Origin of the sequence: Helicobacter bilis (genome assembly GCF_001999985.1) — a bacterium.
GTDB classification, from domain to species: Bacteria; Campylobacterota; Campylobacteria; order Campylobacterales; family Helicobacteraceae; genus Helicobacter_A; species Helicobacter_A rappini.
This window is the reverse complement of record NZ_CP019645.1, coordinates 1,186,038-1,209,694: the sequence shown is the minus strand read 5'-3', so window position 1 is coordinate 1,209,694 and position 23,657 is coordinate 1,186,038. Positions and strand designations below refer to the sequence as shown.

Here is a 23,657-nt window from a genome sequence, read left to right as displayed (position 1 = left end):
TTTAGCAAATCTTAGATTCCATATATCTCTACAAATTTTAGTTTCTGTCTGTTTATTACTAGGGTTGGACTATGATAAAGACAGAAACACTACACACATATCTTACTGATGCAATCGCTAAGTTACAATCACTCATTGCTTACACACATAGTGATATTGAAGATGTAAAAGCGGCAAATCATGAAGTAGTTTTTGAACGCGGTGCTTTAAAAGCTTCAACAATTAGAGAGTTTGAGCTTGCAAAAAGCATGATAGACCAAGAGATGTTGCAGCTTACACAAAACAATCCGCATTTAAAATTAACAGAGATTCTAGATGAGAGGGCAAATACACTTCTAGCAGATATGCGTAAAACATTAGAAGAGTTAAAAAGCATTAATACGCATTATGCACGCATGGTTTTTGCAGTAAGTGAATTCTACACTTCTATTGCTGATAGACTTATCCCGCGTGAAAAAGCAGATTATAAAAGTCGCGTAGAACAAAGCCAACTATTAAGAATCCAAGCGTAAGGGGGACATTATGGGCGGTATTTTATCATCATTACACACAAGCACAACGGGTTTGCATGCACATCAACTTATGGTTGATGTAACGGGCAATAACATTGCAAATGCAAGTGATGAGTTTTATACAAGACAAAGGGTTATAGTCCATCCTGAAGCACCGCTTTATTTTCCAGATTATAATCTTGGTCGTGGGGTTAATGTTGATTCTATACAAAGATTGCACGATGAGTTTGTATTCTCTCGCTATTCAAGGGCAGCAACAGAACATAACTTTTTTGATACAGAGTTTGTTACCTTGCGTGAGGCAAGCACATTTTTCCCTGATGTAGAAGGTGTGGGAATCTATAATGATTTAGAAGAGTATTTTAACTCATGGAAAGATATAGCACAAAACCCAAATGATACCGCACAAAAGCAGGTATTAGCAAAAAATGCGATGATTCTCACACGAAATCTTAATGATACAAAAGAAAAGCTTTTAATCTTACAACGCAAAAAAAGCGAAGAGATGGAAGCACAGATTAATGATGCCAACAAGCTTGGGGCTCAAATCGCTGAAATCAATAAGAAAATGAAAGAAATGGAAGATAGCCTTACTTTAAAACAAGCAAACGAATTGCGTGATAGAAGAGATGAGTTGGAGTTTCGTTTAAAAGAGATTCTAGGCGGTAATGTTTTTAAAGGTAAGCTAAAGGCAAATAACCTTGTAGGCTCTCAAGCAGCCGACTTTGATGAAGATTATAACTTTAGCGTAGGGCATGGCTTTAGCTTTATTGATGGGGCAAACTTTCACCCTATTGTGCTAAATAAAAGCAATAATGCAGCAGGGCTAAATAGGCTTTATATACGCGGTTATGACTTTAAAGATGTAGATATTACTGATCGCATGGACGAGGGAAAAGTCGGTGCTTTGATTGACTTATATAATAATGGCTATGAAGGGACAAAAGTCGGTAAATTGCAATATTATATGAATTTACTTGATAGCTTTGCTAGAGGACTTATAGAATCTACAAATACGATATACGCACAGAGCGGGACAGATTCTATAAAAAGCGATATTTTAGAAATTGGTAAAAATGAAGCTTTGCGTGATACAAACTATAATATAAAAATGGGTAAATTTACACTCTATGCGTATAACGCAAATGGCGAGGTATTAGCAAAAAAGGACATTCACATTGATGTGCCAACGACTATGCACGATATAGTCAAGCAAATAAATGCAAACACTGATGATAACAACAATAATAACGCCCTAGATGACTTTGATGACTACTTTCAAGCATATTATGATGATGATGCAAGGCAGTTTAAAATCACTTCAAAGTATCCAACAAAAGGGCTTTATGTCGGCTTAAAAGATGAAGGCACAAATTTTACAGGTGCATTTGGCATCAATCGCTTTTTCTCTGGTAATGATGCTTCTAGCATTAATCTTGAGAGAGAGTATAGAAAAGACCCAACAAAGATTCGCCCATGGCTTATGCCAGTTAGTGGTAACTTTGATATAGCAAATATGATGCAACAACTCCAATACGATGAGGTTGAGTTTTATCAAAATAAACTTGATAAAAAGCACATGAAGCTAAATGAATTTTATCAATACACAACAGGTGCAGTAGCTAATCAAACACAAGAGGTAAAAATCACACTTGATACAAAGAAAAGTGTATTAGAAGCGATTAAAAAAGAGCATTTAGCAATCTCACAAGTAAGTGTTGATGAAGAGATGGTAAATCTTATAAAGTTTCAAGGCGGCTATGCAGCAAACGCAAAGGTAATCACTACTATTGATAGAATGATTGAAACCTTACTTGGTATTAAACAATAGTGTTAAGCAGTAATTAATGCGGATTCTATTTACACTTCATAATGTTGCATGCAAAGGTGGGAGTGAGAGAGTTGTTATTAATCTTTGTAATGCTCTTTGTGAGATTAAGGGCTATGAAATAAGCATTGTCTCATACTATACCGATACAAGTGAAAAAGAGCCTTATGCCTATCCTATTAATCCAAAAGTAAGCGTAAGCTATCTACATAACTTTGATGATATACATAAGGGTTATCGCGGATTAAAGCGGATTTTATGGCGTTGGATAAAGCCTTTAGTGATTAATTATCGTATGAATAGATACAAGGATTATGATATTATTATAGAATCTGATTTTGCTTTTTTCTATCCACGATTTAGAGTTAAAAACACAAAATATATTAAAATCGTGCATTCTGTGATTAAAAAATGGAAAAAGAAAAATAATCTATTTGACTGCATTGTATTTTTAAACGAACAAGAATTGCTAAAATGGCAAAGAAGCGGTAAGCATGTTGTAAAAATACCAAATTTTATTCCTATCCTGCCTTTTGAAGATACATTGCCTAAAGTTTTAGAATCTGTTATGAAAAAAGATGATATAGATAGTAACCTGCATGCTTTAATAAAATCACATTATGAAAGTCTATTAAATAAATCTTTCTATAACGACACACAAAGTTTTATTATAGCAAGGTCTATATTAAAAGCATGGAAATTACAGAATCTAGATTCTATAAATTGCACCCTAAACTCCGCAGCCCACCCAAATTTGGCTAGGAATCTAGAATCTTGTCATGTTGAGCGTAGCGAAACATCTAGCATAGGATCTAAACAAAGCCTAGATTCTATAAACACAGATTCTAAACAAGATTTTTCGCCTATGGCTCAAAATGACAACATTCTAGAATCTCAACCATTTGGGCGGGTGCAGGGCGTAGGGGTGCAAGATAATGAGAATTTAGAATCTACTAAAACTACAGATTCCATAAATAGCACAAACCAAACAATACAGAATCTAGAATCTAACAACCCTCACACCAAACACAAACTCATAGCCGTTGGACGCATGGATGCAGTAAATAATCATAAAGGATTCCCACGATTAATTGATGCGTATAGTAAAATCGCACATAAATTCCCCTCATGGCAATTAGAGATTATAGGGCAAGACCAAGGACAAAAGGCTTTATTAGAAAAGCAGATTCTAGACTTACAAATGAAAGATTATATCCTTTTAAAACCTTTTACTAGCGATATGGAATCTGTGTATTTAAACGCCGATATTTTTGTAATGAGTAGTCATACAGAATCTATGCCTATGGTTTTAATCGAAGCGGCAAGCTATGGACTACCTATTGTGGCTTATGATATAGGCACGATTAGAGACTGCTTTCATGATAATGGAATCTTAGTAAAAGATAATGATGAAAAAGCATTTTGCAAAGCCTTAAGCACTCTTATGGAAAATGAAGAAAAACGCATAATCATGGGGCAAAATGGCATAAAACTCGCAAAAGATACTTTTTCAAAAGAGAGGATTTTAAAGCAGTGGTTAGAATTATTTCAAAGTCTTACTCACATAAAAAGCTAAAGGTAAAATATGAAAATTGTTTTAAGTATAAGAAATCTTGCCGCAACAAGTGGGGTAGAACGCGTAGTTGTGAATCTTGCAAGTGCTTTGTGTGATTTAGGACATGAAGTAGAGATTGCATGTTATTATAAAGACGAACAAGACAGAATATCTACTTTTCCCGTTGATCCTCGTGTAAAGATTAGCTATATTTATCCATATCCAGATAATCATACGCAAGATAAAGGCTTAAGAAAAGTATTGTGGAAGTGGTTTCGACATCTTATTGTAAATCTTGCTATTAATGCAAAATATACTGATGCAGATATCTTTATAGAATCTGATTTTTTTCTTTTATTCCCCTATATCAAACGCAAAAATATGAAATATATTAGAATCATTCATGTAGAAATAGCAAAGTGGAAAAGAAAAAATAATCTATTTGATAAAGTCGTTGTGTTAAGTTCTAGCGAATATGCAAAATGGCAACACAAATCAAACAAACTTATTAGAATCTTTAATTTCATTCCCATGCCTTTTGATACAAAACTGCCACAGATTCTCCACACAGATTCTAATCCTTATGAGAGTATAGAAAATTTACTCAATGCAAAAAAGACTCTACTAGCACATAATATGCAAACACATAAAGACACTCCGCAAAGCACACCAGATTCTAAAACTTGCAAGATAATCGCAGTAGGGCAAATGCAATCGCACCAAAAAGGATTTCCACGCATGGTAAGTGCATATAGCAAAATCGCTAGAGAGTTTCCTAACTGCACGCTTGAAATCACAGGCAAGGGACATAAAGAAAGCCCTATGAATGATACGATAAAAGAGCTTGGCTTACAAGATTATATCAAACTAAACGCTTTCCACAACAAATATAGAATCTGTATATTTGCAAGGCGATATTTATGCGATGACAAGCTATTTTGAGGGCTTACCTATGGCTTTAATAGAAGCAATGAGCTATGGACTACCTATTGTGGCTTATGATATAGGCACGATTAGAGATTGCTTTGCTCCAAATCCAGAGATAAAAAATGGTGTAGCCTATCATAAAAATGGAATCCTTGTGCCAGATGGAGATGAGAATCTTTTATGCGAAGCGATGAGAGAACTTCTAAGTAATGAAGCCATGCGATTAGAAATGGGTAGGCAAAGCCTTATTCTAGCAAAAGAGAGATTTAGTAAAGAAGTCATCATGCAAGAATGGCAAGATTTACTTACTGCGTTGAAGCGATAGAATCTAAAATGATTTATTTTAAAAAAGATGAGATGATATAGACAGATAAATCTAATTATTCTTATTGCTCAATGAAAACAAAAACTATGTGATAAAAATATAATGGTGGAGCTGTGGGGAATTGAACCCCAGTCCGAAAATCCTATCCTACAGAGATTTCTACATACTTAGCAATGTTTTGTTATCTTAACACACCCCTTAAAACATGCAAAATGGAATGTATCAAAGCCTATAATCTTTTTGAGTATCACTAGGCAAAAACACTCAAGCAATCGGATTGATGACAGATTCTAAAATCTCCCGATAAAGACAGAAGAATCTGGCTCCAAAAGGAGATTAAACTTACGCTACTTTTGCGTAAGCTGGAGCGTAATTCGCGTTGTTTGCGTTTATTGTTTGTTGATAGTTACAGGTATCAGCTGGTATGCTTAAACTGCTATAAAACTTCCGTCGAAAGCCAAAACAGCCCCAAATCACATAGCCTGAAATTATAGCAAATTATTTGCAAATTGTATATTTATCTACAATGTGCAAATATAAATTTTACCAAATAACATACATTTAAGAGTGGATATATACCGACCTTCTGTGTGTAATAAGTCATTTAGTTTGCACAGAACCCACATAGCTTTGTGTTACTATGCTTAAAATACAAATGTATAATAAATTTTATTTACCTTGAGAGAATAAAATATCAACTTTAATTGCGTATGCAAATAATTTTAAAGGAGTTTGTGTGATTAGAAAAATCGCAATGAGTATCTGCTGCATATTTGCATGTATGCACGCAGAACCTATAAGTAATAGCACATTTACCGCAACACCACAAAATACAACATTACAAAACAATATGCAAGAAAATGAAATCACCTTGCGTTTAGAGAATGTTTTACGCAATGATTCTGGTGGATTAAGCCTTAAGGAACTACTCAATAGTGCAAATAATAACTATGCCCTGCAAGCCCAAGACTTACTTGCTAGACAAGCCGATAAAGACCATTTAGTGCAAATCATGGCATTAATCCCAACGCTTGATGCAAAATACAACTTCAATCATTCAAGTGCGAGTGTGCCAATGAGCTACACCACGCAAAATGCACAACTTGCGTTTAACATGAAGCTTGATTATGCTGATTATAATGCCATTAGAGAAAAGGGTGCAACTGCAACAAAAGCAAGCTATGATAGCAAATACACAAAACAGAGCATTTATCTGCAAGTTGTGCAACAATACTATACTTATTTTAGCAATGAATCAAAGCTTTTAACGCTAGAGCAAAAGCTAGAGCAAATAAACTCCGATGTAGATAGAGTGCAAAAGCTTTATAATCAAGGCTTAAAAACCATCGCCGATTTAGAATCACTCAAATCACAAGCAGCATTAACACAATATCAAATCGATGATGCAAAGCTTGCCTTAGAGCAAAGCAAACTCATGTTAGAGTATCTCACAAACACAAAGATAGAATCTCTAAAACGCGTGCAGATAGAATCCCCTAGCTTCAAACTCCAAGATAGAGATGATATTAAATCGCTTGAATATCAAGTGCAAGCACAAAAATATTTAAATAAGCAATTACATTATTTTCCTGTGCTAAATATCCAAGATAGCTATACTTACAATATTCAGATTCCAGACTTTGCAAAAGGGCTAATAAACAGCGGGACTTTACCGCCAAGCTTTCTTATGTCGTATGCTGACCATCAAAATACATTTAGCGTTGTGGTGAGTTATGGCTTATTTGCAAAGATAGGGCAGAGTATGCAAAAGCAGTCATTTCGCCTAGCCCAACTTGCAACAGAAAAGAATCTTGCTTACAAAAAAAATGAGCAAAAAAAAGATGAAGAGCTATACAGAAAAGCCATTGAAGTCGCACAAAATCAAATAAAAAGCGCAAAAGCAAGTCTTATATCCGCAAATCTCTCTTATGACAACATGAAAAAGCGATATGATGCAAACCTAGTTACTTTTACAGAATACTTACAGGCTTTAAGCACAAAATATGATGCAGAATCTACTTTCATTCAAGCTTTGAATAACTATGAGATTCAAAAAGCAAACTATATCTTTTATAGCGGACAAGAGCTAGAGCAGTATATCCAATAGGCAATGCTATGCAAACTTTGCTTTAGACTAGAAGTTAAATTCTAGTATTCATGCCCTGCAGCACAATTTAAACTCACATAAATGAAATAGAATCTAAAGTTTGTTTTGTTGCCATATTGAGTCTCTGAAAAAGGTGACATATCTTTTCTGGAATCCCTGTTAGATATTTGTGCTAACACTCAATACGACAAAGTTGCTTTTAGAATCTCTAGTCCCACATCAACTCATATAAAATAGATTCCAAAAATAAAAACTAAAAATAGAAGCTAGCAAATATGTTGTGAATAGCTATAAATCATACACTACCTAGAATCACTCTCTTTAAGGCATATTTCTTGTAAATAGTTAATTGTCTTTTCAGGGTTTTTGAATATATCATTCTTGCTTAATTCTTTGTCTGTTAAGACTTTGCCATTAAGACATTTGCTGAATATAGTCTCGCCATATCGCTTTGTGATTATGGCAAAAAGCTTTTTATCTTCTGTGTAGAGTTTCGTATCTCCATGCAATATAAAATTTAAAGCTGATACTTCTGCTTGCAAGTTTCCACCTTCATCATACATTTTTATAACGCCGTCTTGCTTACCATTTTTATATATCGCTTCTCCCCCTATATTGCCATTCTCATAATACCACCTTCTTATTCCTTCTGGCTTGTCGTTTTTAAATGGCATTTCGACAAAAATACTCATATCGCCATGATACAATCTCTCTACACCCTCTTTTTTACCATTTTTATATGGCTTTTCCATCCAAAGACGCCCATTTGAATGATAAATTTTCTCTACACAACCGCTTATTCTATCCGCTTCATTTTTACATTCTTTTAGTGTATCTGCATATAAAGTAGAAAGTGAGAGAAAACCTATAAACGCACTTTTTAGTAACATATCCGCCCTTTTAAATTGAGATAATAAAGCTAGAATCTAGCTTTAAAAATGGATAATGTGAGTAACATAAAGATTCTAAAAGCCATTATTGTGGCAATTTCTCTTCTTTATAGTTTTTGAAAATATCTTGTGTGATTTTATAGCTACAAAATTTTGGACCACACATTGAGCAAAATTCAGCGTCTTTAAAGACTTCTTGTGGCAGGGCTTCATCGTGGTATTCTTGCGCTCTGTCGCCATCTAGGGCGAGTTCAAATTGTCTATTCCAATCAAAGCTATATCTTGCATCACTCATCGCATCATCTCTATCTCTTGCACCAACTCTCCCTCTTGCGATATCTGCTGCGTGTGCGGCGATTTTATAAGCGATAATGCCCTCTCTCACATCATTTGCGTTTGGTAACCCTAAATGCTCTTTTGGCGTTACATAGCATAGCATTGCCACACCTTTCCATGCGGCTACACACGCACCAATGGCACTTGCGATATGATCATATCCTGCGGCAATATCTGTAACAAGCGGTCCTAATACATAAAATGGTGCTTCATTGCAATACTCTTTTTGCAATTCTACATTTCGCTCTATTTGATTAAGCGGGACATGACCGGGACCCTCAATCATGACTTGCACATCGGCTTCATACGCTCTTTTTGCAAGTTCGCCCAATACCTTTAACTCGGCAAATTGTGCCTCATCACTCGCATCAGCTAAACAACCCGGGCGTAAAGAGTCGCCTAGAGATAAAGACACATCATATTCTTGACAGATTTTTAGAATCTCATCAAAATATTCATAAAAAGGATTCTCTTTGTGATAATGTAACATCCAACTTGCCATAAGGCTACCACCACGAGAGACTATACCCATTTTGCGTTTTGAAACTGCTGGCATGTGTGCGAGTAAAAAGCCACAATGTATAGTAAAGTAGCTTACCCCTTGCTTTGCTTGTTTTCGTAATACACTTAGCATAGTTTCAATATCTAGTTTTAACACATCATTTTTCACATCATGTAGAATCTGATACATAGGCACAGTGCCAATAGGCACACTTGATGCCTGTATAATAGCCTCTCTAATCTTGTCTAAATCGCCACCTGTGGATAGATCCATAACAGTGTCTGCACCATACTTGATTGAAGTCTTAAGCTTTGTTACCTCTTCATCAATGTCTTCTACGATTTGAGATGATCCAATGTTTGAGTTAATTTTTGTTTTTAAAGCTACACCTATACCCATAGGCTCTAGATTCTTATGATTGATATTTGCAGGGATTATAAGCCTACCTCTTGCGACTTCTTTTCTAATGAGTTCTGGGCTAAGATTCTCAACATTTGCAACATATCGCATTTCTTCTGTGATAATGCCCCTTTTTGCGTAATAAAGCTGTGTCCTGATTTTATCATTTGCCCTTTTTTCTATCCATGTATTTCGTAAATTCTCACTCATGCAAATCCTTTATAAATAGAGTAATTTCAGTCTAAGTGTAATGCAAACTTGTGTGATTTTATCTATATCCCAATATAATTTTGAATCTAGTAACGATAAAATAGAGTTTTTGTATAAAATGGTAACAAACTTTACAGATTTATTATATAATGATAAATGTTTTTTGTATCATATCGCACTGGAAAATGAGATATGGTAACATTAAGTAAAGTTATTAGCATGTGAGTGAAGTTTTATAAAGTGTTTATTTTTTTAAGGAAAAATGATGAAGGATATAACGCTTATTATCATGGCAGCTGGAGATTCTGTGCGATTTTGCAGTAGCAGGGCAAAAGGCACATTACATGCAAATACACACTTTAATCACACATTTCATAATGAAAATATAGAATCTAGCAATAAACCATCTACAAAGAAACAATGGCTAAGGCTTGGGGCTACGCCTTTGTGGTATTTTGTAACACATGATCTTGCTTCACAAATCTTAGAGACACTTAACATATTACAGCAAGAGAAAAATACAAGATATACAAATACTTATAAAAACGAAAATGACACAAAATGTAACAATAAAAATAGCAAATCTAATCCAAACAAGTCAATAACCGCTGATACACAGAATCTAATCCAAGATTCTCAAACGCATTACACACAAACACCTTTACAAAAGATAATCATCACAGCTTCTAAAAAAGATATATTTTATATGAAAAAACTCATATCAAATACCCTGTATTTTCATATCAATCATAAAGAGTATAAAATCCCGCTTGAAATAGTTTGCGGTGGTAACACTCGCTTTCAATCTCTAAAAAATGCCCTGCAACATGTAGAAAGCACGCATATAATTGTCAATGATTGTGCGAGATTTGATACAAAAAGGCATGTATTGCATGATATGTTATCTTTATTTATGAATGAAGATTTTGACTGCATTGTGCCGTATTTGCAAGTGAGTGATACAACACTCATGTATGATTCTACAAATAACACACATAAAGCAATAGAGAGAGAGAAACTAAAGCTTATCCAAACGCCTCAAATCACAAAAACACAAAAGATTCTAGAATCTTTTGCAAAAGAAATTGATTTTAGCGATGAAAGCAGTGCAATACTCTCACTTAAAGATTCTAAGCTTGGCTTTGTTATCGGCAGTAAAGACATGACAAAGCTTACATACCATGATGACTTGCATTTATTAAAAAAGCTATATCACGCAAACGCACATAATAAAAGCGACACTCTCATAGGCTATGGTAGCGATATACATGGCTTTATAGATTCTAAAGATATGTATCTGTGCGGGGTAAAGATAGAATCTAGCATGGGTTTCAAAGCCCATAGCGATGGCGATGTGGCTATACATGCGATTATAGATTCTATACTTGGGGCTATGAACTATGGCGATATAGGTGAGCTTTTCCCTGATAGTAAGGACGAGTTTAAAAACATAGATTCTAAAATTCTATTAAAAGAAGTTTATGATTATTGCTTAAGCGTTGGATTAGAACTCATTAACCTTGATATTACAATCACAGCTCAAACCCCTAGAATCTCGCCCTATAAAGCACAAATGCAAGAAGTCCTAGCTAATATTCTTTACTTACCAAAAATGTGTGTCAGCATAAAGGCTAGCACGGCAGAGGGCTTAGGCTTTGTGGGAAGAAAAGAAGGCGTGCTAGTAAATAGCATAGCCCAACTTAAAGCAAGGAAGCTATATTAAACCCATGAAATTAAATAAAGTTTAAGAAAGGAAAGTATGCAAGAAAGATTTTTATATGACAAAGATTCTAAATAACAAGAAATTTTAAGCAAAAAGAATCTTATTGCTAAGAAAGATCCCTAAAACTTTGAAAAAAGGATATGTATGAATGTTTTGATTATTGAGAGTGAAACCTATTTAGCCCAAAGTATAGCAAGTAAATTAGCAGATGGTGGGCATGTATCATTTATCACTTCTTCACTTGAAGAGGCAATAAATCGCACGGGATATGACATTGTGCTACTCTCTACAAGCACCGCAGATTATAGAGACATTATTGAAACACATAAAGATGCCATAATCATTCTTATGGTATCCTATGTCAGCGATGATACCGTGTCAAAGCCTCTTAAAATGGGAGCAAAAGACTATATTATTAAGCCTTTTATAATGGACGAGTTAGTAAGAAAAATCGAGCATTACAAAGGCTTTAAAGAACTTGCTGAAGACATTAGATTCTTTAAAAACTACTTCACTTTCATACAAAATGAATTACAAACGCCAACCCTGCCCCAATACAATCCGCCGATTCTAATCAAAGCAAGTTCGCAAAGAAGTGCGGATATTTATGCGATGAAATATGCGATTGAGAGAAAGCTAAGGTTTGAGTTTATAAGCCTGAAGAGTATCTCATGGAGTGATTATGAGTTTCAAAAAAATAAAGTCTATTACATTACAAATTGTGAGAATCTAAAAAAGCAAGAAAAAAAAGATTTTTTGGAAAAAATGGCAAACTATCGCCTTATTATCTCAATGATTTCTGATGATTTAGTATCCTTTCCGCATATTGTAGATATTACAAATATGGCTAATAATCTTGAAATTGGCAGTGAGATTCTATCCATTAAAGAATATGAAAGGATTGTGATTACAAAATTTGAGGGGCGATATCCAGATGTGGAGTTAGCAAAAAAACTTGGCATGAGCCGCAAAAGCTTATGGGAAAAAAGGAAGAAATATGGCATCTCAAGAAAAAAATAAACAACTCTATATCGATAAAGAAGCGATTTCAGTCCTAAATCTCGCACAAGAGGGCTTACTCTATCCTGTAACAGAGCTTATGAATGAAGCACAGATGAAAGCAGTCAATACAAGCGGTGTCTATAAAGACCAGAGCTATCCTTGCCCTTTTCTCTTAAGCCCTAGTGGCAGACGCAATAGTGAAGTCTTACAAAAGGCAAAAAAGGGCGATAAAATCGAGCTTATAACAGATGGCGAGACTTCAGGTAGCATTATCGTAGATTCTGTGTTTAGCATTAATAAGCAAGAGCGGATAAATAAGATAATGGGTGGTGATTTTGCCTCCAAACGCATACAAGATATAGAATCTAGGATAGGCGAAATTTGCGTTAGCGGTAAATACACACTCACAAATAACGACATTATAAAGCACAAAAAACGACTAGCCCAACGCATAGCTACACTGAGTGCGAAAAATATCGCAGGTATTGTAATGAGTGCTTCTCCCCTGCATAGAATCCATGAAAAAATCATGCGAGATGCCCTAGAAGAATGCGATCTATTAGTCGTATTCTTACTCAAACCACATAAAAGCGACTTAATAGAATATAACTTGCGTTTAAAATGTATGGAATTTTTGATAGATAATTATCTTATGAAAGAGCGGGTTATCATTATCCCGCATGATGATACCTATCTGTATGCAGGGCAGAATCGCATGATTATGAATGCCATTGTAGCAAGGAATTTTGGTTGCAATAAACTGCTTGTTGGTGAGAATAATCGCGGCTTATCTGTGTATTATTTAGATAATGAAGTGCATTCTATCTTTGATTCTCTTACCGGTATGAATATAGAAGTTGAGATTTTACCAGAATATGTATATTGTGATGTGTGTAAAACGCTTGTCTCAATCCATACTTGTCCGCATGGACATCATCATCATATTAACTATAATGCAGAATCTTTTGTCGAGTTCTTTAGACTAGGGCTTTTACCCCCTGCTATGCTTGTGAGAAGGCAGATTTCAGCAATATTGCTTTCATCTTTATTCCCACACAGATTCAAGGATTTAGATAGATTGTATTATGATATTTTACCATCAAGCGGGATTATACAAAATAGCGGTGAAGAGGAGTTTTACCTAAAGCTTATGCAGCTTTATCAAACAACCTCACTCAATTAATGTTGTTTCATTTATAAGGCATACAATGAGATTATTTCATCTTTATATTTTTGATAAGATAAAGCCTTTAGTATTGCAAAAAATCATTGTAAATATTTTGGGCTTTATTATTATTTATCCCATCACTTTGCATAATAAAGAGACCGCATTATTACTTAGTCTCTTTTTGGCAGTATATCTTTATAAAAATATGCAAGATTTAGAATCTAAACAAAATCTAGATTCTAAAACAGCTTGTCATGTTGAGCGTAGCGAAACATCTAAAAACTTAGAAATTAATCATAAGGACTCTAACCCAAACATAGATTCTAATCTTAACCCTACAAATAACACAGAATCTAATCCTATAAATAATGCCAACTTAACACAAGAATCCAGCAACACACAAGATTCCATAAACACAAACCAAGCTAAACCACTCATACCACACGACTTTGCTATAATCCAGCTTATGATAAGCCTTTTTTGTGCGTGTTTATTTGTCTTTGCAACATGGCAAATGTATATCTTAGAAGCCTTTATTGGCTGCATTTTTATACGAATTTATGATTATTACAAGCCAAGTTTAATAGGTAGATTCTATAACCTAAAGCCAAACAAAATACTAGGCAGCATTCTAGGGGCGATTTTGCATGGCGTATTAAGCGGTGCAAGTGTTATGATACTCTATTATATTTCAGTAAAATTTTCTTAATTTGCAAATATGCTAACTAAACTTTATTTTAAGCATGATTAAAAGACTAATATGTATTTATACACAAGATTCCGTGATTTGAGTAATTTTGTAAAAATATCATAGTTTTTACAAAAAATAGTTATAAATATTACATAAATCGTTTTTTTTTTTTGAGTTGTGTTACAATAATTCACGCATTTTACAACAAAATGCAAATATTTTAAGTGATTAAAAGGGGTTTATCATGTATAAACGATTTGGAAAAGTAGCAATAACACTAGCACTAATCTCTACGCCAAGCTTCATGTTGGCTGATGAGGGTGATGGCAATGGCTTTTTTGCTGGGATTAATACGGGCTATACCATTGGTTTTAGCAAGGCGGTAACAAATGAGCAAGGCAATCAAGGCACAACAACTGATACAACCACCGCACCAAGCCATATTAATATCGGCGTGCAGTTGGGTTATAACTATATGCTGACTGACTTCTTTGGTTTGCGTGGCTATTTGGATTATAACTATGGCTTTAACCACAATCATACAAAAACAACAACCACAGAAACAGGACAACAAAATCAAATCACCGATACAACCACACTGGATTCATCTCATGCGATTAGTGTAAATGTCGATGTTTTGCTTAATATCCTAAGCTCTGATACCTTTGCATTTGGAGCGTATGCGGGTATTGGACTTGGCTATGCGACAATGAATAGCACCAGCAAAGCAACTGATGGCGGTGTTATAACAAACACAACAACACCGCAAGGCGATGGCTTTATCCTACCTATAAATCTAGGGCTAAGTCTCACTGCAAATAATCATCATCGCTTTGAGTTGGGCTTTAAAATACCAACTTTAGGGATTAAGCAAATAGCCCCAGCTCAAAACGGCAATCAACAAAACAACAACGAAACAACCACGACACGAAATCTCATCACAACAATAGGATATAGCTACATTTTCTAGCATGTAGCCTTTGTGTGTGATACTCTTTGCAACCCACCGCATAAACACACACTACTATCTTTATGATAGTAGCTATATCTCTCACTCAAATCTATAGCAAATTTAATCAAACTGAGCATATCCCTTGCATAATAAAGAGACCACATTATTACTTAATCTTTTTTGGTGATACATATTTATGGGAATATACAAGATTTGAATTCTAATGAGTGGGCTGCAAGGTTAAAGCTATAGTTATTGGAAATTAGAACGACTTGTCGCACTAAGTCTTTAGATGAAGTTCTAGTATCGAATCCCAACAAGATATTTCGTGCCTACGCACTCAATATGACAAGATTCTAGATTCTTATCCAAATGGGTGGGTGCAGGGGCGTAGGGGTGCAAAATTGTAAGATTCTAGATTCCATAATCGCCTTGCAAGGCGACTAAAAATAGCATTAATTCACAATCAAACGATTAAAAATCTCTTGAGATGGACGCGCATTTGAACCTGTAATATCACGCATAGAATCAACTTGACTTTGCGTTATAGTCATCGTTTGCTTTAGCACAATCCATCTCACACCTTGTGAGCATGGTGGTGTTGTGAGTGAGCCATCAAACTGATATGAAGCGAGATCGCTTGGTAGTAGCTTATGAATATCAATATTTGCGATAAAGTTTGCTTTATCTGGTTGTGTAGGCAGGTTTTTCACCAAAGATTCAATGATAGGATTAGATCGCCCTTCCACAAAAAAAACGGCAAGTATCACCTTATGTCCCTTAGAATCTTCATGCAAAAATTGTGCTTCAAGTATGCCGCGAAGTGAATCGATCGCATTTTCACCGGGTGTTTTAAAATATATTTCTTTTAGCTGATAGCGATTGCCATTCATTTCTAAAAAGTTTCCTTGCGGATAAATCATCTTAAAGGTATAGTTAGAGAGCATGAGATTTACTCCCTTTGCCACGCTGTATTTAAGCTCAAATTGTGCTGCACCCTTGCTTACATTTTTTGTAACGATATTTATGGGTGATTGCTGATTGCCCTCCGCACAGCCCAAATAAAGTGGATTAAGATTTGCCCAATACTGCGGTGCAGTATTATCTTTATAACTCCAGTTTTGCTTGTTTTGTGCGTATATAAACTGCGTAAGCGATAAAAGCACAAGGATATAAAGTCTCATATTTACTCCTTATATAGAATCTCGTGTAGAATTATAAACTCTAAAAAAGAAGTTTTAGTCTTACCACACTTAGTTTCTACCCCTATCCTCCCCTATATTTCAAACTTCAGATTCTAAGATATCCCCTAAAACACAACCCTACCACCAATATTAAATCCTAAGCCAAAGTTTTTATCAAATACACTGCTTTGTAAGCTCAAACTTCCATTTAAATACCATCTACCAAAGCTATATTCTCCACCACCTGTAAGGAATACATAAGACTTATAGCCTTGAGCTTTATATCTCATATTAAAGTTATTTACAGAATCACCTATATTGCCTATACTTGTAGTTGTAGTCCCACTAGAATCTACATTATTTTGTAAAATGATTGCATCTTGTTTTAATTGTGCGACTATAAAGATATAGCTTTGATTTGCAAAGTATTTACGACCATCTATGCCTATATTTACACTTATAGTTTGTCTTATATTATCATCTGTATTCATAGCAAATATAGGTTTCGTATTATCATCTCTTTTAAAATTAGTTGAGCCTAATACATAATACGATAATCCTGCAAAAGGTTTTACTATATAGCCCTTTTTCATTAAAAAGGCATAACCATAAGTTGCATTTAACTCTACATTAGAAAGAGTATAAGCATATCCATCACCAAAGAGATTAAGTAAATCAAAGTTAGGAATTTGTGATCCTTGTCTCTCGTTTGTAAAGCTAAAGGCAGTATTAAGCGTTACATCTATCTCATGGTTTTCAATGAAAGTCCTTGTATAGATTCCAGCAAACACATTATTTGAGTTATTTGAAGTAAAGCCATTATTATTTCCATTAAATGTGCCATAGCCATAACCACCATACGCACCAAATGCAGTTTGGAGTTTATCTACAAAATAATCATATCCTGCATTAAAGCCATAAAGTTGGGCTGTCCCTGTTTTTGAGAAGTTAAGATTCCCTAGCATATTAACCCAAGCATGATTTGGATATTCTTCTCTATTATTAAATCTCATGATTAAATCTGCTAAGGTATCAAACCATACTTCATTTGAATTGTTATCAGTTGTTATATCACTTTGTATATCTGTTACTCCATTGTTTGCATTTTGTGTGTTTTGCATAGCATATTGTGTATTATTTTGCACCCCATGCCCTATGTCCGTTTGTATATCTGTTGCCCCTTTAGGATTTGAGCTACTTGCTAGAGTAGCTACACTGCTTCTATAAACTGCATTACTATTTGTATTACCACTTACTATATTATTAATAGCTGCTATTCTTGTGTTTGTATTAGAATCTAGACTTGCTAGTTTTAGTTTCTCTGCTTCCCTCAACGCTGCTTCTAAATTCTTTTGATAGTTCTGCATAGCAATATAGCTACTAGCACTCCCATGAATGCTAGCTACTCTTGCTAGACGATTTAGCTTTGCACTCTCCATTGATAGTGTAAGTGTATGAAGTGTTGATGCTTTATTCTCTAGGTTTGAGACATGATCTATTGCTGTATCTAGAGTCCTTCCTACTTCTAGGAAATAATCTAGATTTCTTGAAGCAGCTAGAGTTTGGTCTAGGTTTATTAAAAACACAAGTGAAGATTTATCATCATAGAATAGATTTTTTAGAATCTCATAGCTATTTGCACTCTCTTTTTTAATAGCATTTATCCATGAGTTATTCCCACCTGCTTCCATATACAAGGCACAATCAAATGTGCTAGATTCTGCATTACATAAAGGCTTTTCTGTATTGCCTTCTATAAAGTTATTAATATCTACTTTATTGATTTTAAAGCCTATCTCTTTATCTGTTACCACTTTTTCTATATCGATATATTTACCATCTATGCTACCACCTTTATAAGTGAGTGAAAAGCTATTTTTCATCTTTTGCTGTGCGTAGTCATAGCCTCTGTCTGCTTCAGTAGCATTCTTATCATTACCAAAGCCGCAATAACCATCTTTCTTGCATTCTTCTTGTTTATCTTGCTGGCTTGGCTTTTGTATGAGATTGCCTTCATTATCAGTAGAGCCTATGCCATTTTCTACTACATTGCCATTAGAATCTGTTTGGGCTTTATCCATATCCCATGGATTATCTTTGCCATTTGTTGTGAAGTCGGTTTCTTGTTTTGTATTGCCATTGCTTCCTGTTTGGCAGTTATTGTTCTTGCAACCGCTGTTGCCGTCTTTATGTGTTGTGCTTATGGTTGTTTTATCTTTGTCTTTTTCAAAAGTAGTCGTATAATCCCCTTGTGTGTAGGTGTAGCTTATGGATTCTGCTGTGATTAATTTGTATTCTACACCTTTGTCGCCTTTGTTATTAAGCTGACTGCTTATACTTGCTAAAGTCTTAGAATCTGCTATATCTGCTTGTAATGCCCCTGTGCTTCCGGGTGATATGTCTAGTGTTGCTTTACCAGTAATTTTCATACTTGCATTTTTTATTTCATTATTAGAATCACTTGGATTTGCTTGAATGCTAAAAAGGATTTTACCTTTGTTATTAAAGTTTCCTGTTACTTCTATATATGTCCATTTGCTCCCATATCTATTGTATTATAGTTATTGAGATTACCTGTGAGATAGAGTGTCGGTTTATTTCCATCTACAAAGCCATCATCTATGAGAATCTTTCCATAGTTATTTAATGCACCTTTTGTGAGTTCGGTTTGCTCTATTAAGATATTACCACCATTTGCAACTTGCCCTGTGCTATTTTGAATATTCTCATTTGTCATAATATCTGGTAAGACTAGATAATGTTTGCCATCACTTGTTGTGATATATGTGCCACTTGCGTTTTTGTAGTCTTCTGCTTTAGTGCCATTATTGTTTGCACCGCCGTTTGATTCGGCTTTTTTAATGATTTCAGCTATTTCACTCCCACTCATATTTTTTAAATCTTTAGAATCTATGCCAACATTTAGGTATTTGTCAAATTCCTGTTTTATCTCTTCACTGCCATTTAGCTCAATTTTCATAACACCACTATGCTTACTTGAGTCTTTTAAGTGTAAAAGCTCATTGACATTTAGGGCGTTAGCCGTGATTTTTGAAGCGCCGTTTGTGATGATTGTCTGTCCTTTTTTGTTTGTAATGGTGTTAAAGATACCGGTTTTCATGTAAATATCAGCTTCCATTGCACTCAGTTCATTGATATTTACTTGTTTAATATCCCCAAAGTTTATATAGCTTGTAGGTCTTGCAGCAACGAAGTTGATATTTAGGATATCACCGCCACCTTTAAACCACAAAGCCGCAGAATCTGCTGTATGACTTGTGCCTATTTCCATTGACAGATTATTGATGAAGCTTTTACCGATATTTTCACTCACGGTTGTATATGCACTGCCATCAGTTGGATGCTCAAAGCCTACACGATTTGCATTTGCTTTCCACACAGTGAAGTTATTAAAGTGAAAGTTTTTTGCTTTGAGTGTGCCATTTCTAAATTGCAAATCATCAATGAAAGTAGTGTTTTTTACACCTGTCAAGTCAAGATAGCTATTATTTAGCGAAGTAACCAAAGAGATTGCTTCCACTTTACCAGCATAGAAGTTATTGCCTTTGATTTGAAGTGTATTAAATGAGCCAATACCGCTTTCATTCGCTGTGCCACCAGTTACACTTTTTACGATGACATCACCCTCTTTACTATTTAGCTCTATCCAACCCGCACAAGCTTGAGTGATACAAATATCAACGGCAAAGCCGACATTCCCTACCACTATATCTTTTTTTGTATTAACAAAGATATTAGAATGTCCCATGCCTTTAATGCTATCTGAAGTAAAACCACCATTATTTGCATTAAATCTTATCTCACTTTTTGGAATCACCGCAAAGCCACCAACCCCATCAATACCATCAAAATACACATCTTTTGCAACAATGTTTTCCTCTGCATAGACGTTTAAAACCTGCGATAATCTACCAGCAGCTTTACCAATCGTAACATTTTTTGCATTTAGGTTGATTTTACCTTGAGAACCAGCAAGTCCATTTTGATTAAAAGATACTCTATCTATTTCTAAATTTTTTGTAAATTGTACCGAGATAGCAGTGGGATTTTGTCCGCCTAGTTTCCCAACACTCACTTCTCGCCCCACATTCACGGTTAGGGTTGTGCCACCACCCGCATTATTATGTGCTAAACCACCGATTTTTGTATTCGCATTAATACTAACACTCCCACCAAAACCTACTGCACCAGTATGAGAAGTGTAGAGATCATCTATCGTGATTGTTCCATTATGAGGGTTATGTGATTCAATAGTAAGTCCCCTTTCCCCTCCAAAATTATTTGTTTCTAACTTTATGCTTGAAAAATTATAGCTACCGGTTCCATCCCCACCGTAAATGCTTAGTTTATCATATGCAGACTCTCCACCAAGATGACACGCAAAACTATGACAAACAACAGTCCAATCGCTTCTTCCACCAGCTTCCAGCCACTTCTCCTCTGCATACCCCACATTACACAGCAATAGCGTAGTTCCAAATACAGAGACACATAAGTATTTTGTCTGCACCCGTTTTAGCAAAATACCACTTAATATAAAAGCTTTGCCCTTTAATTTCATTCCCCAATTTTTACCACTCATTACACTCACTCCAAAAAAGATAAATATTTGCAATAGCAAATAAAAATACTCATGTGATTTTAACAAAAAAAACAAACAAATTCAAGCAAATTTTGTAAAAAGTAGGTAGTAGTTACAAATCATTGAAACATTAAAATATGTATATAGAATCTAGCTTTTACCCAATGTTTGCAATATGGCTTTTACCATATCATTTGGTGGCATTTGCAATATCTCATTGCTTAATCCTTGCAGGGCTTGTGTGATTTGCGTATCTTTAAAGCCTAGTGCAACTAAAGCTTCATGGGCTAATTGCACATTTACATTATTTGGGGTTTGTATGCTTTGAGTATATCCGGCTAATTCAAGCATGATTTTTCCAGCAACCTTTGCACCAATGCCTTTTACACTCTTTAATGCAGCAAGGTTATTTGTCTGCACAATAGCAAGAAACTGCTCCACAGAATAGCTTGATAGAATCATTAAGGCAATTTTTGCGCCTACACCATTGACCTTTAAGAGTTGCAAAAATACCTCTCGTTCTCTGCGTGTCTCAAATCCATACAACAAATGGGAGTCTTCGCGGATAATCTCAGCAATCTCAAGTGTTACATGTGTTTTATTCTGTAAAGCAGCACTTGTAAGCAATGAAATCTCAACCATATAAGTAACGCCAGAGACTTCTAGCTCTACACCCGTTGGCAAAAGCTTTTCTATATTTCCCTTTAACCTTACAATCATTATGTATCCTTAGCCATTGTGTCTCACATTACATGTAGGCGAAAAATCAAGCGTATTTATACAAGATTTTGTATCTTAGAATCGCAACAATAGATTCTATTTTTAAGCTAGGCTCATTTCGCAATAAGCCCAAAACTTTAAATTAAATGGGTAGTTTTAAGCAAACATTGGTGCAACAACAAAGCCCAAAGCCACCGCAAACACGATAGCTATAATACCCGGAAGTATGAAGCTATGGTTAAAGACAAATTTGCCAATGCGTGTAGAGCCGGTGTCGTCCATTTGCACCGCTCCAAGTAGCGTTGGATAGGTAGGAAGCACAAATAACGCCGACACAGCCGCAAAACTTGCTACCAAAATATACGCAGAATCCGCATTTGTAGCGGTGATACCGAGTGCAGCAATCACAACTGGCATAATCGCCTTAGCCGTAGCCGCTTGTGAGTAAAGCAACATACTCGCAAAGAAAAGGGCTACTGCCAAAAGTGCGGGATAGCCACCCTCTTTAGGATTTACAAGCTTACCGGCTAACTCGCCAATCTCTGTTTTGTAGCCATCAACAAAAGTATTGCCAAGCCAAGCCACACCTAAAACGCACACACACGCTGTCATTCCAGCTTTAAATGTGCTTGCATCAAGCAGTTTGCCCGTTTCTACCTTGCAGAAAATCACAATCAAAGTCGCAATCATCAGCATAAAGCTCATAATCGCCCCATCGCGTGGTAATCGCACAGGGTCAATATAGTTTTTCACCATTGCAGACAAGTTTGCTAACATTCCATCTTTTGCCGCAAAGTCTGGCAGGATAGAATCTAGCTCATTACTTAATGAATCTAGCTTAGATTCTATTAATGCAATGGCTTTTTCATTCTGCTCATTTTTAGTGATAGAATCTATCTCGCTTTTTGCAGTGGCAAAGGCATTTTGAAGATTTTGCACTTCATTTGGATTTGCCTTAATGGCAGGGATAGAATCTATATAGGCTTTTTTCAAAGATTCTAGCGGTGCGATAAGGTTTTGCTTTTCTAGCTTTGCTTGTTCGCTATCTTTGAATGCTAAAAGTGAAGTAGCTTCTTTCTTTATAGAATCTAGCTCTTTATCCACATATACCGGGATATTTTTGCTAACAGAATCTAGCATAGGCTTACGCACGACATCAGATATTGAAGTGGCATAAATCACCACGCAAAGCACACCTACAAGGAAGATCCCAACACTTAGCTTTGCCCCCTTTTTTAGCTCAATGTGTGCCGCACCATTTGCTGATTTCACAAGCCCAGCCTTTAGTCGCTCTTGATACACAGGATCTTTACTCAAATCAAGCGGGAAAAACTTGCTCACCACAAAGGCAGTCAGCATACACGCACTAAAAGTTGTGATAAGCCACACTAAAAGCAAAGTAGGATAGCTCCAGCCAAAACGCTCTAATTCGCCGGTCATATACACCACCGCCGCACTCACAGGACTTGCGGCAATGGCGATTTGACTAGAGACAACAGCGATTGAAAGGGGGGCGGAGGGCTTAATATTTTGCTCCTTTGCCACTTCCACAATCACAGGTATCATAGAAAATGCGGTATGTCCAGTCCCTGCTAAAAATGTCAAAAAGTAGGTAACGGTGGGGGCAAGGTAGTTAATGTATTTTGGATTCTTTCTTAGAATCTTTTCAGCCACCTGCACCATATAGTCTAGCCCACCAGCAAGCTGCATTGCCGCAATCGCCGCAATAACTGACATAATGATAAGGATAACATCCCAAGGAATAGCCCCGGGCTTCATACCCAAAAAGAGACAAAGCACAACGACACCAAATCCACCGGCATAGCCTATCGCCATACCACCAAGCCGAATACCGATAAAAATAGCTCCAAGCAGCACGGCAACTTGAAGTATAAGCACTAACATTTCCATTGTAATCCTTTGTTTTGTATTTCTGCGTTGTCTTTTTGGCTAGAATCGGCGATTACTTCGCCTCGTGCTTCGTCATTTATGTTTAATAAACTCCTTGCACTCGGCTCGTAAA

At 35.7% G+C, this 23,657-nt stretch carries 17 protein-coding genes, 1 other RNA gene and 2 pseudogenes; 11 read left to right on the top strand and 9 right to left on the bottom strand.

Features of this window, described 5'->3' with window-relative positions; all coding sequences use genetic code 11:
* The first annotated feature begins 71 nt into the window (after positions 1-71).
* The 5 genes from XJ32_RS05665 to XJ32_RS05645 are packed head-to-tail and all read left to right on the top strand — an operon-like array spanning position 72 to position 5,147.
* Entirely contained in the window at positions 72-512 is a 441-nt protein-coding gene (locus XJ32_RS05665) for a hypothetical protein (protein ID WP_004086064.1), read from the top strand.
* A gap of 10 nt (positions 513-522) precedes the next feature.
* Positions 523-2,343 carry a flagellar hook-associated protein FlgK gene (gene flgK, locus XJ32_RS05660; protein ID WP_077388625.1) on the top strand — a complete coding sequence of 607 codons (1,821 nt, stop codon included), beginning with the start codon at positions 523-525 and terminating at the stop codon, positions 2,341-2,343.
* A gap of 16 nt (positions 2,344-2,359) precedes the next feature.
* Positions 2,360-3,916 carry a glycosyltransferase gene (locus tag XJ32_RS05655; protein ID WP_077388624.1) on the top strand — a complete coding sequence of 519 codons (1,557 nt, stop codon included), beginning with the start codon at positions 2,360-2,362 and terminating at the stop codon, positions 3,914-3,916.
* 9 nt (positions 3,917-3,925) lie between these two features.
* Positions 3,926-4,837, top strand: coding sequence for a glycosyltransferase (locus XJ32_RS05650; protein ID WP_077388623.1), 912 nt, complete (start codon positions 3,926-3,928; stop codon positions 4,835-4,837).
* On the top strand, positions 4,821-5,147 hold the full coding sequence (locus XJ32_RS05645) for a glycosyltransferase (protein ID WP_077388622.1): 327 nt from the start codon (positions 4,821-4,823) through the stop codon (positions 5,145-5,147). The genes XJ32_RS05650 and XJ32_RS05645 overlap by 17 nt, the downstream gene beginning before the upstream one ends.
* A 103-nt stretch (positions 5,148-5,250) precedes the next feature.
* Here XJ32_RS05645 and ssrA read toward each other — a convergent pair.
* Positions 5,251-5,617, bottom strand: a transfer-messenger RNA (tmRNA) gene (gene ssrA, locus XJ32_RS05640).
* A gap of 266 nt (positions 5,618-5,883) precedes the next feature.
* Between ssrA and XJ32_RS05635 the strand changes: the two genes are divergently transcribed.
* On the top strand, positions 5,884-7,254 hold the full coding sequence (locus XJ32_RS05635; protein WP_077388621.1) for a TolC family protein: 1,371 nt from the start codon (positions 5,884-5,886) through the stop codon (positions 7,252-7,254).
* A 302-nt stretch (positions 7,255-7,556) separates the two neighbouring features.
* On the opposite strand, the gene XJ32_RS05630 is transcribed toward XJ32_RS05635, so the two are convergent.
* Together XJ32_RS05630 and thiC are read right to left on the bottom strand one after the other, a co-directional pair.
* Complete coding sequence (locus tag XJ32_RS05630; protein WP_077388620.1) at positions 7,557-8,144, bottom strand: toxin-antitoxin system YwqK family antitoxin; 588 nt, start codon at positions 8,142-8,144, stop codon at positions 7,557-7,559.
* Between the two features lie 85 nt (positions 8,145-8,229).
* Positions 8,230-9,591 carry a phosphomethylpyrimidine synthase ThiC gene (gene thiC, locus XJ32_RS05625; protein WP_077388619.1) on the bottom strand — a complete coding sequence of 454 codons (1,362 nt, stop codon included), beginning with the start codon at positions 9,589-9,591 and terminating at the stop codon, positions 8,230-8,232.
* Positions 9,592-9,853: 262 nt separating this feature from the next.
* Between thiC and ispF the strand changes: the two genes are divergently transcribed.
* From ispF to XJ32_RS05600, 5 genes are all read left to right on the top strand, one after another.
* Positions 9,854-11,314 (top strand): 2-C-methyl-D-erythritol 2,4-cyclodiphosphate synthase, encoded by a 1,461-nt coding sequence (gene ispF / locus XJ32_RS05620; protein ID WP_254422508.1) that lies wholly within the window; start codon positions 9,854-9,856, stop codon positions 11,312-11,314.
* 144 nt (positions 11,315-11,458) lie between these two features.
* A complete protein-coding gene (locus XJ32_RS05615; RefSeq protein WP_005219648.1) occupies positions 11,459-12,334 on the top strand; it encodes a response regulator in 876 nt (291 codons plus the stop codon).
* Positions 12,312-13,499 carry a hypothetical protein gene (locus XJ32_RS05610; RefSeq protein WP_004087558.1) on the top strand — a complete coding sequence of 396 codons (1,188 nt, stop codon included), beginning with the start codon at positions 12,312-12,314 and terminating at the stop codon, positions 13,497-13,499. The genes XJ32_RS05615 and XJ32_RS05610 overlap by 23 nt, the downstream gene beginning before the upstream one ends.
* Positions 13,500-13,524: 25 nt before the next feature.
* On the top strand, positions 13,525-14,193 hold the full coding sequence (locus XJ32_RS05605) for a hypothetical protein (RefSeq protein WP_077388617.1): 669 nt from the start codon (positions 13,525-13,527) through the stop codon (positions 14,191-14,193).
* Positions 14,194-14,419: 226 nt separating this feature from the next.
* Complete coding sequence (locus tag XJ32_RS05600) at positions 14,420-15,145, top strand: outer membrane beta-barrel protein (RefSeq protein ID WP_077388616.1); 726 nt, start codon at positions 14,420-14,422, stop codon at positions 15,143-15,145.
* Positions 15,146-15,582: 437 nt separating this feature from the next.
* Here XJ32_RS05600 and XJ32_RS05595 read toward each other — a convergent pair whose 3' ends face one another.
* The 6 genes and pseudogenes from XJ32_RS05595 to XJ32_RS13305 form a co-directional block, all read right to left on the bottom strand.
* Positions 15,583-16,311, bottom strand: coding sequence for a carbonic anhydrase family protein (locus XJ32_RS05595; protein ID WP_077388615.1), 729 nt, complete (start codon positions 16,309-16,311; stop codon positions 15,583-15,585).
* A 125-nt stretch (positions 16,312-16,436) separates the two neighbouring features.
* Entirely contained in the window at positions 16,437-18,740 is a 2,304-nt protein-coding gene (locus tag XJ32_RS12800; protein WP_254422507.1) for an autotransporter outer membrane beta-barrel domain-containing protein, read from the bottom strand.
* Positions 18,741-18,832: 92 nt separating this feature from the next.
* Entirely contained in the window at positions 18,833-20,914 is a 2,082-nt protein-coding gene (locus XJ32_RS12795; RefSeq protein ID WP_254422506.1) for a hypothetical protein, read from the bottom strand.
* Between the two features lie 150 nt (positions 20,915-21,064).
* Complete coding sequence (gene ruvA / locus XJ32_RS05585; RefSeq protein WP_004086172.1) at positions 21,065-21,634, bottom strand: Holliday junction branch migration protein RuvA; 570 nt, start codon at positions 21,632-21,634, stop codon at positions 21,065-21,067.
* Positions 21,635-21,790: 156 nt separating this feature from the next.
* A pseudogene (locus XJ32_RS13310) lies at positions 21,791-22,378 on the bottom strand (anaerobic C4-dicarboxylate transporter family protein); the annotation flags it as partial.
* Positions 22,379-22,780: 402 nt separating this feature from the next.
* A pseudogene (locus XJ32_RS13305) lies at positions 22,781-23,545 on the bottom strand (anaerobic C4-dicarboxylate transporter family protein); the annotation flags it as partial.
* Positions 23,546-23,657: the final 112 nt, after the last annotated feature.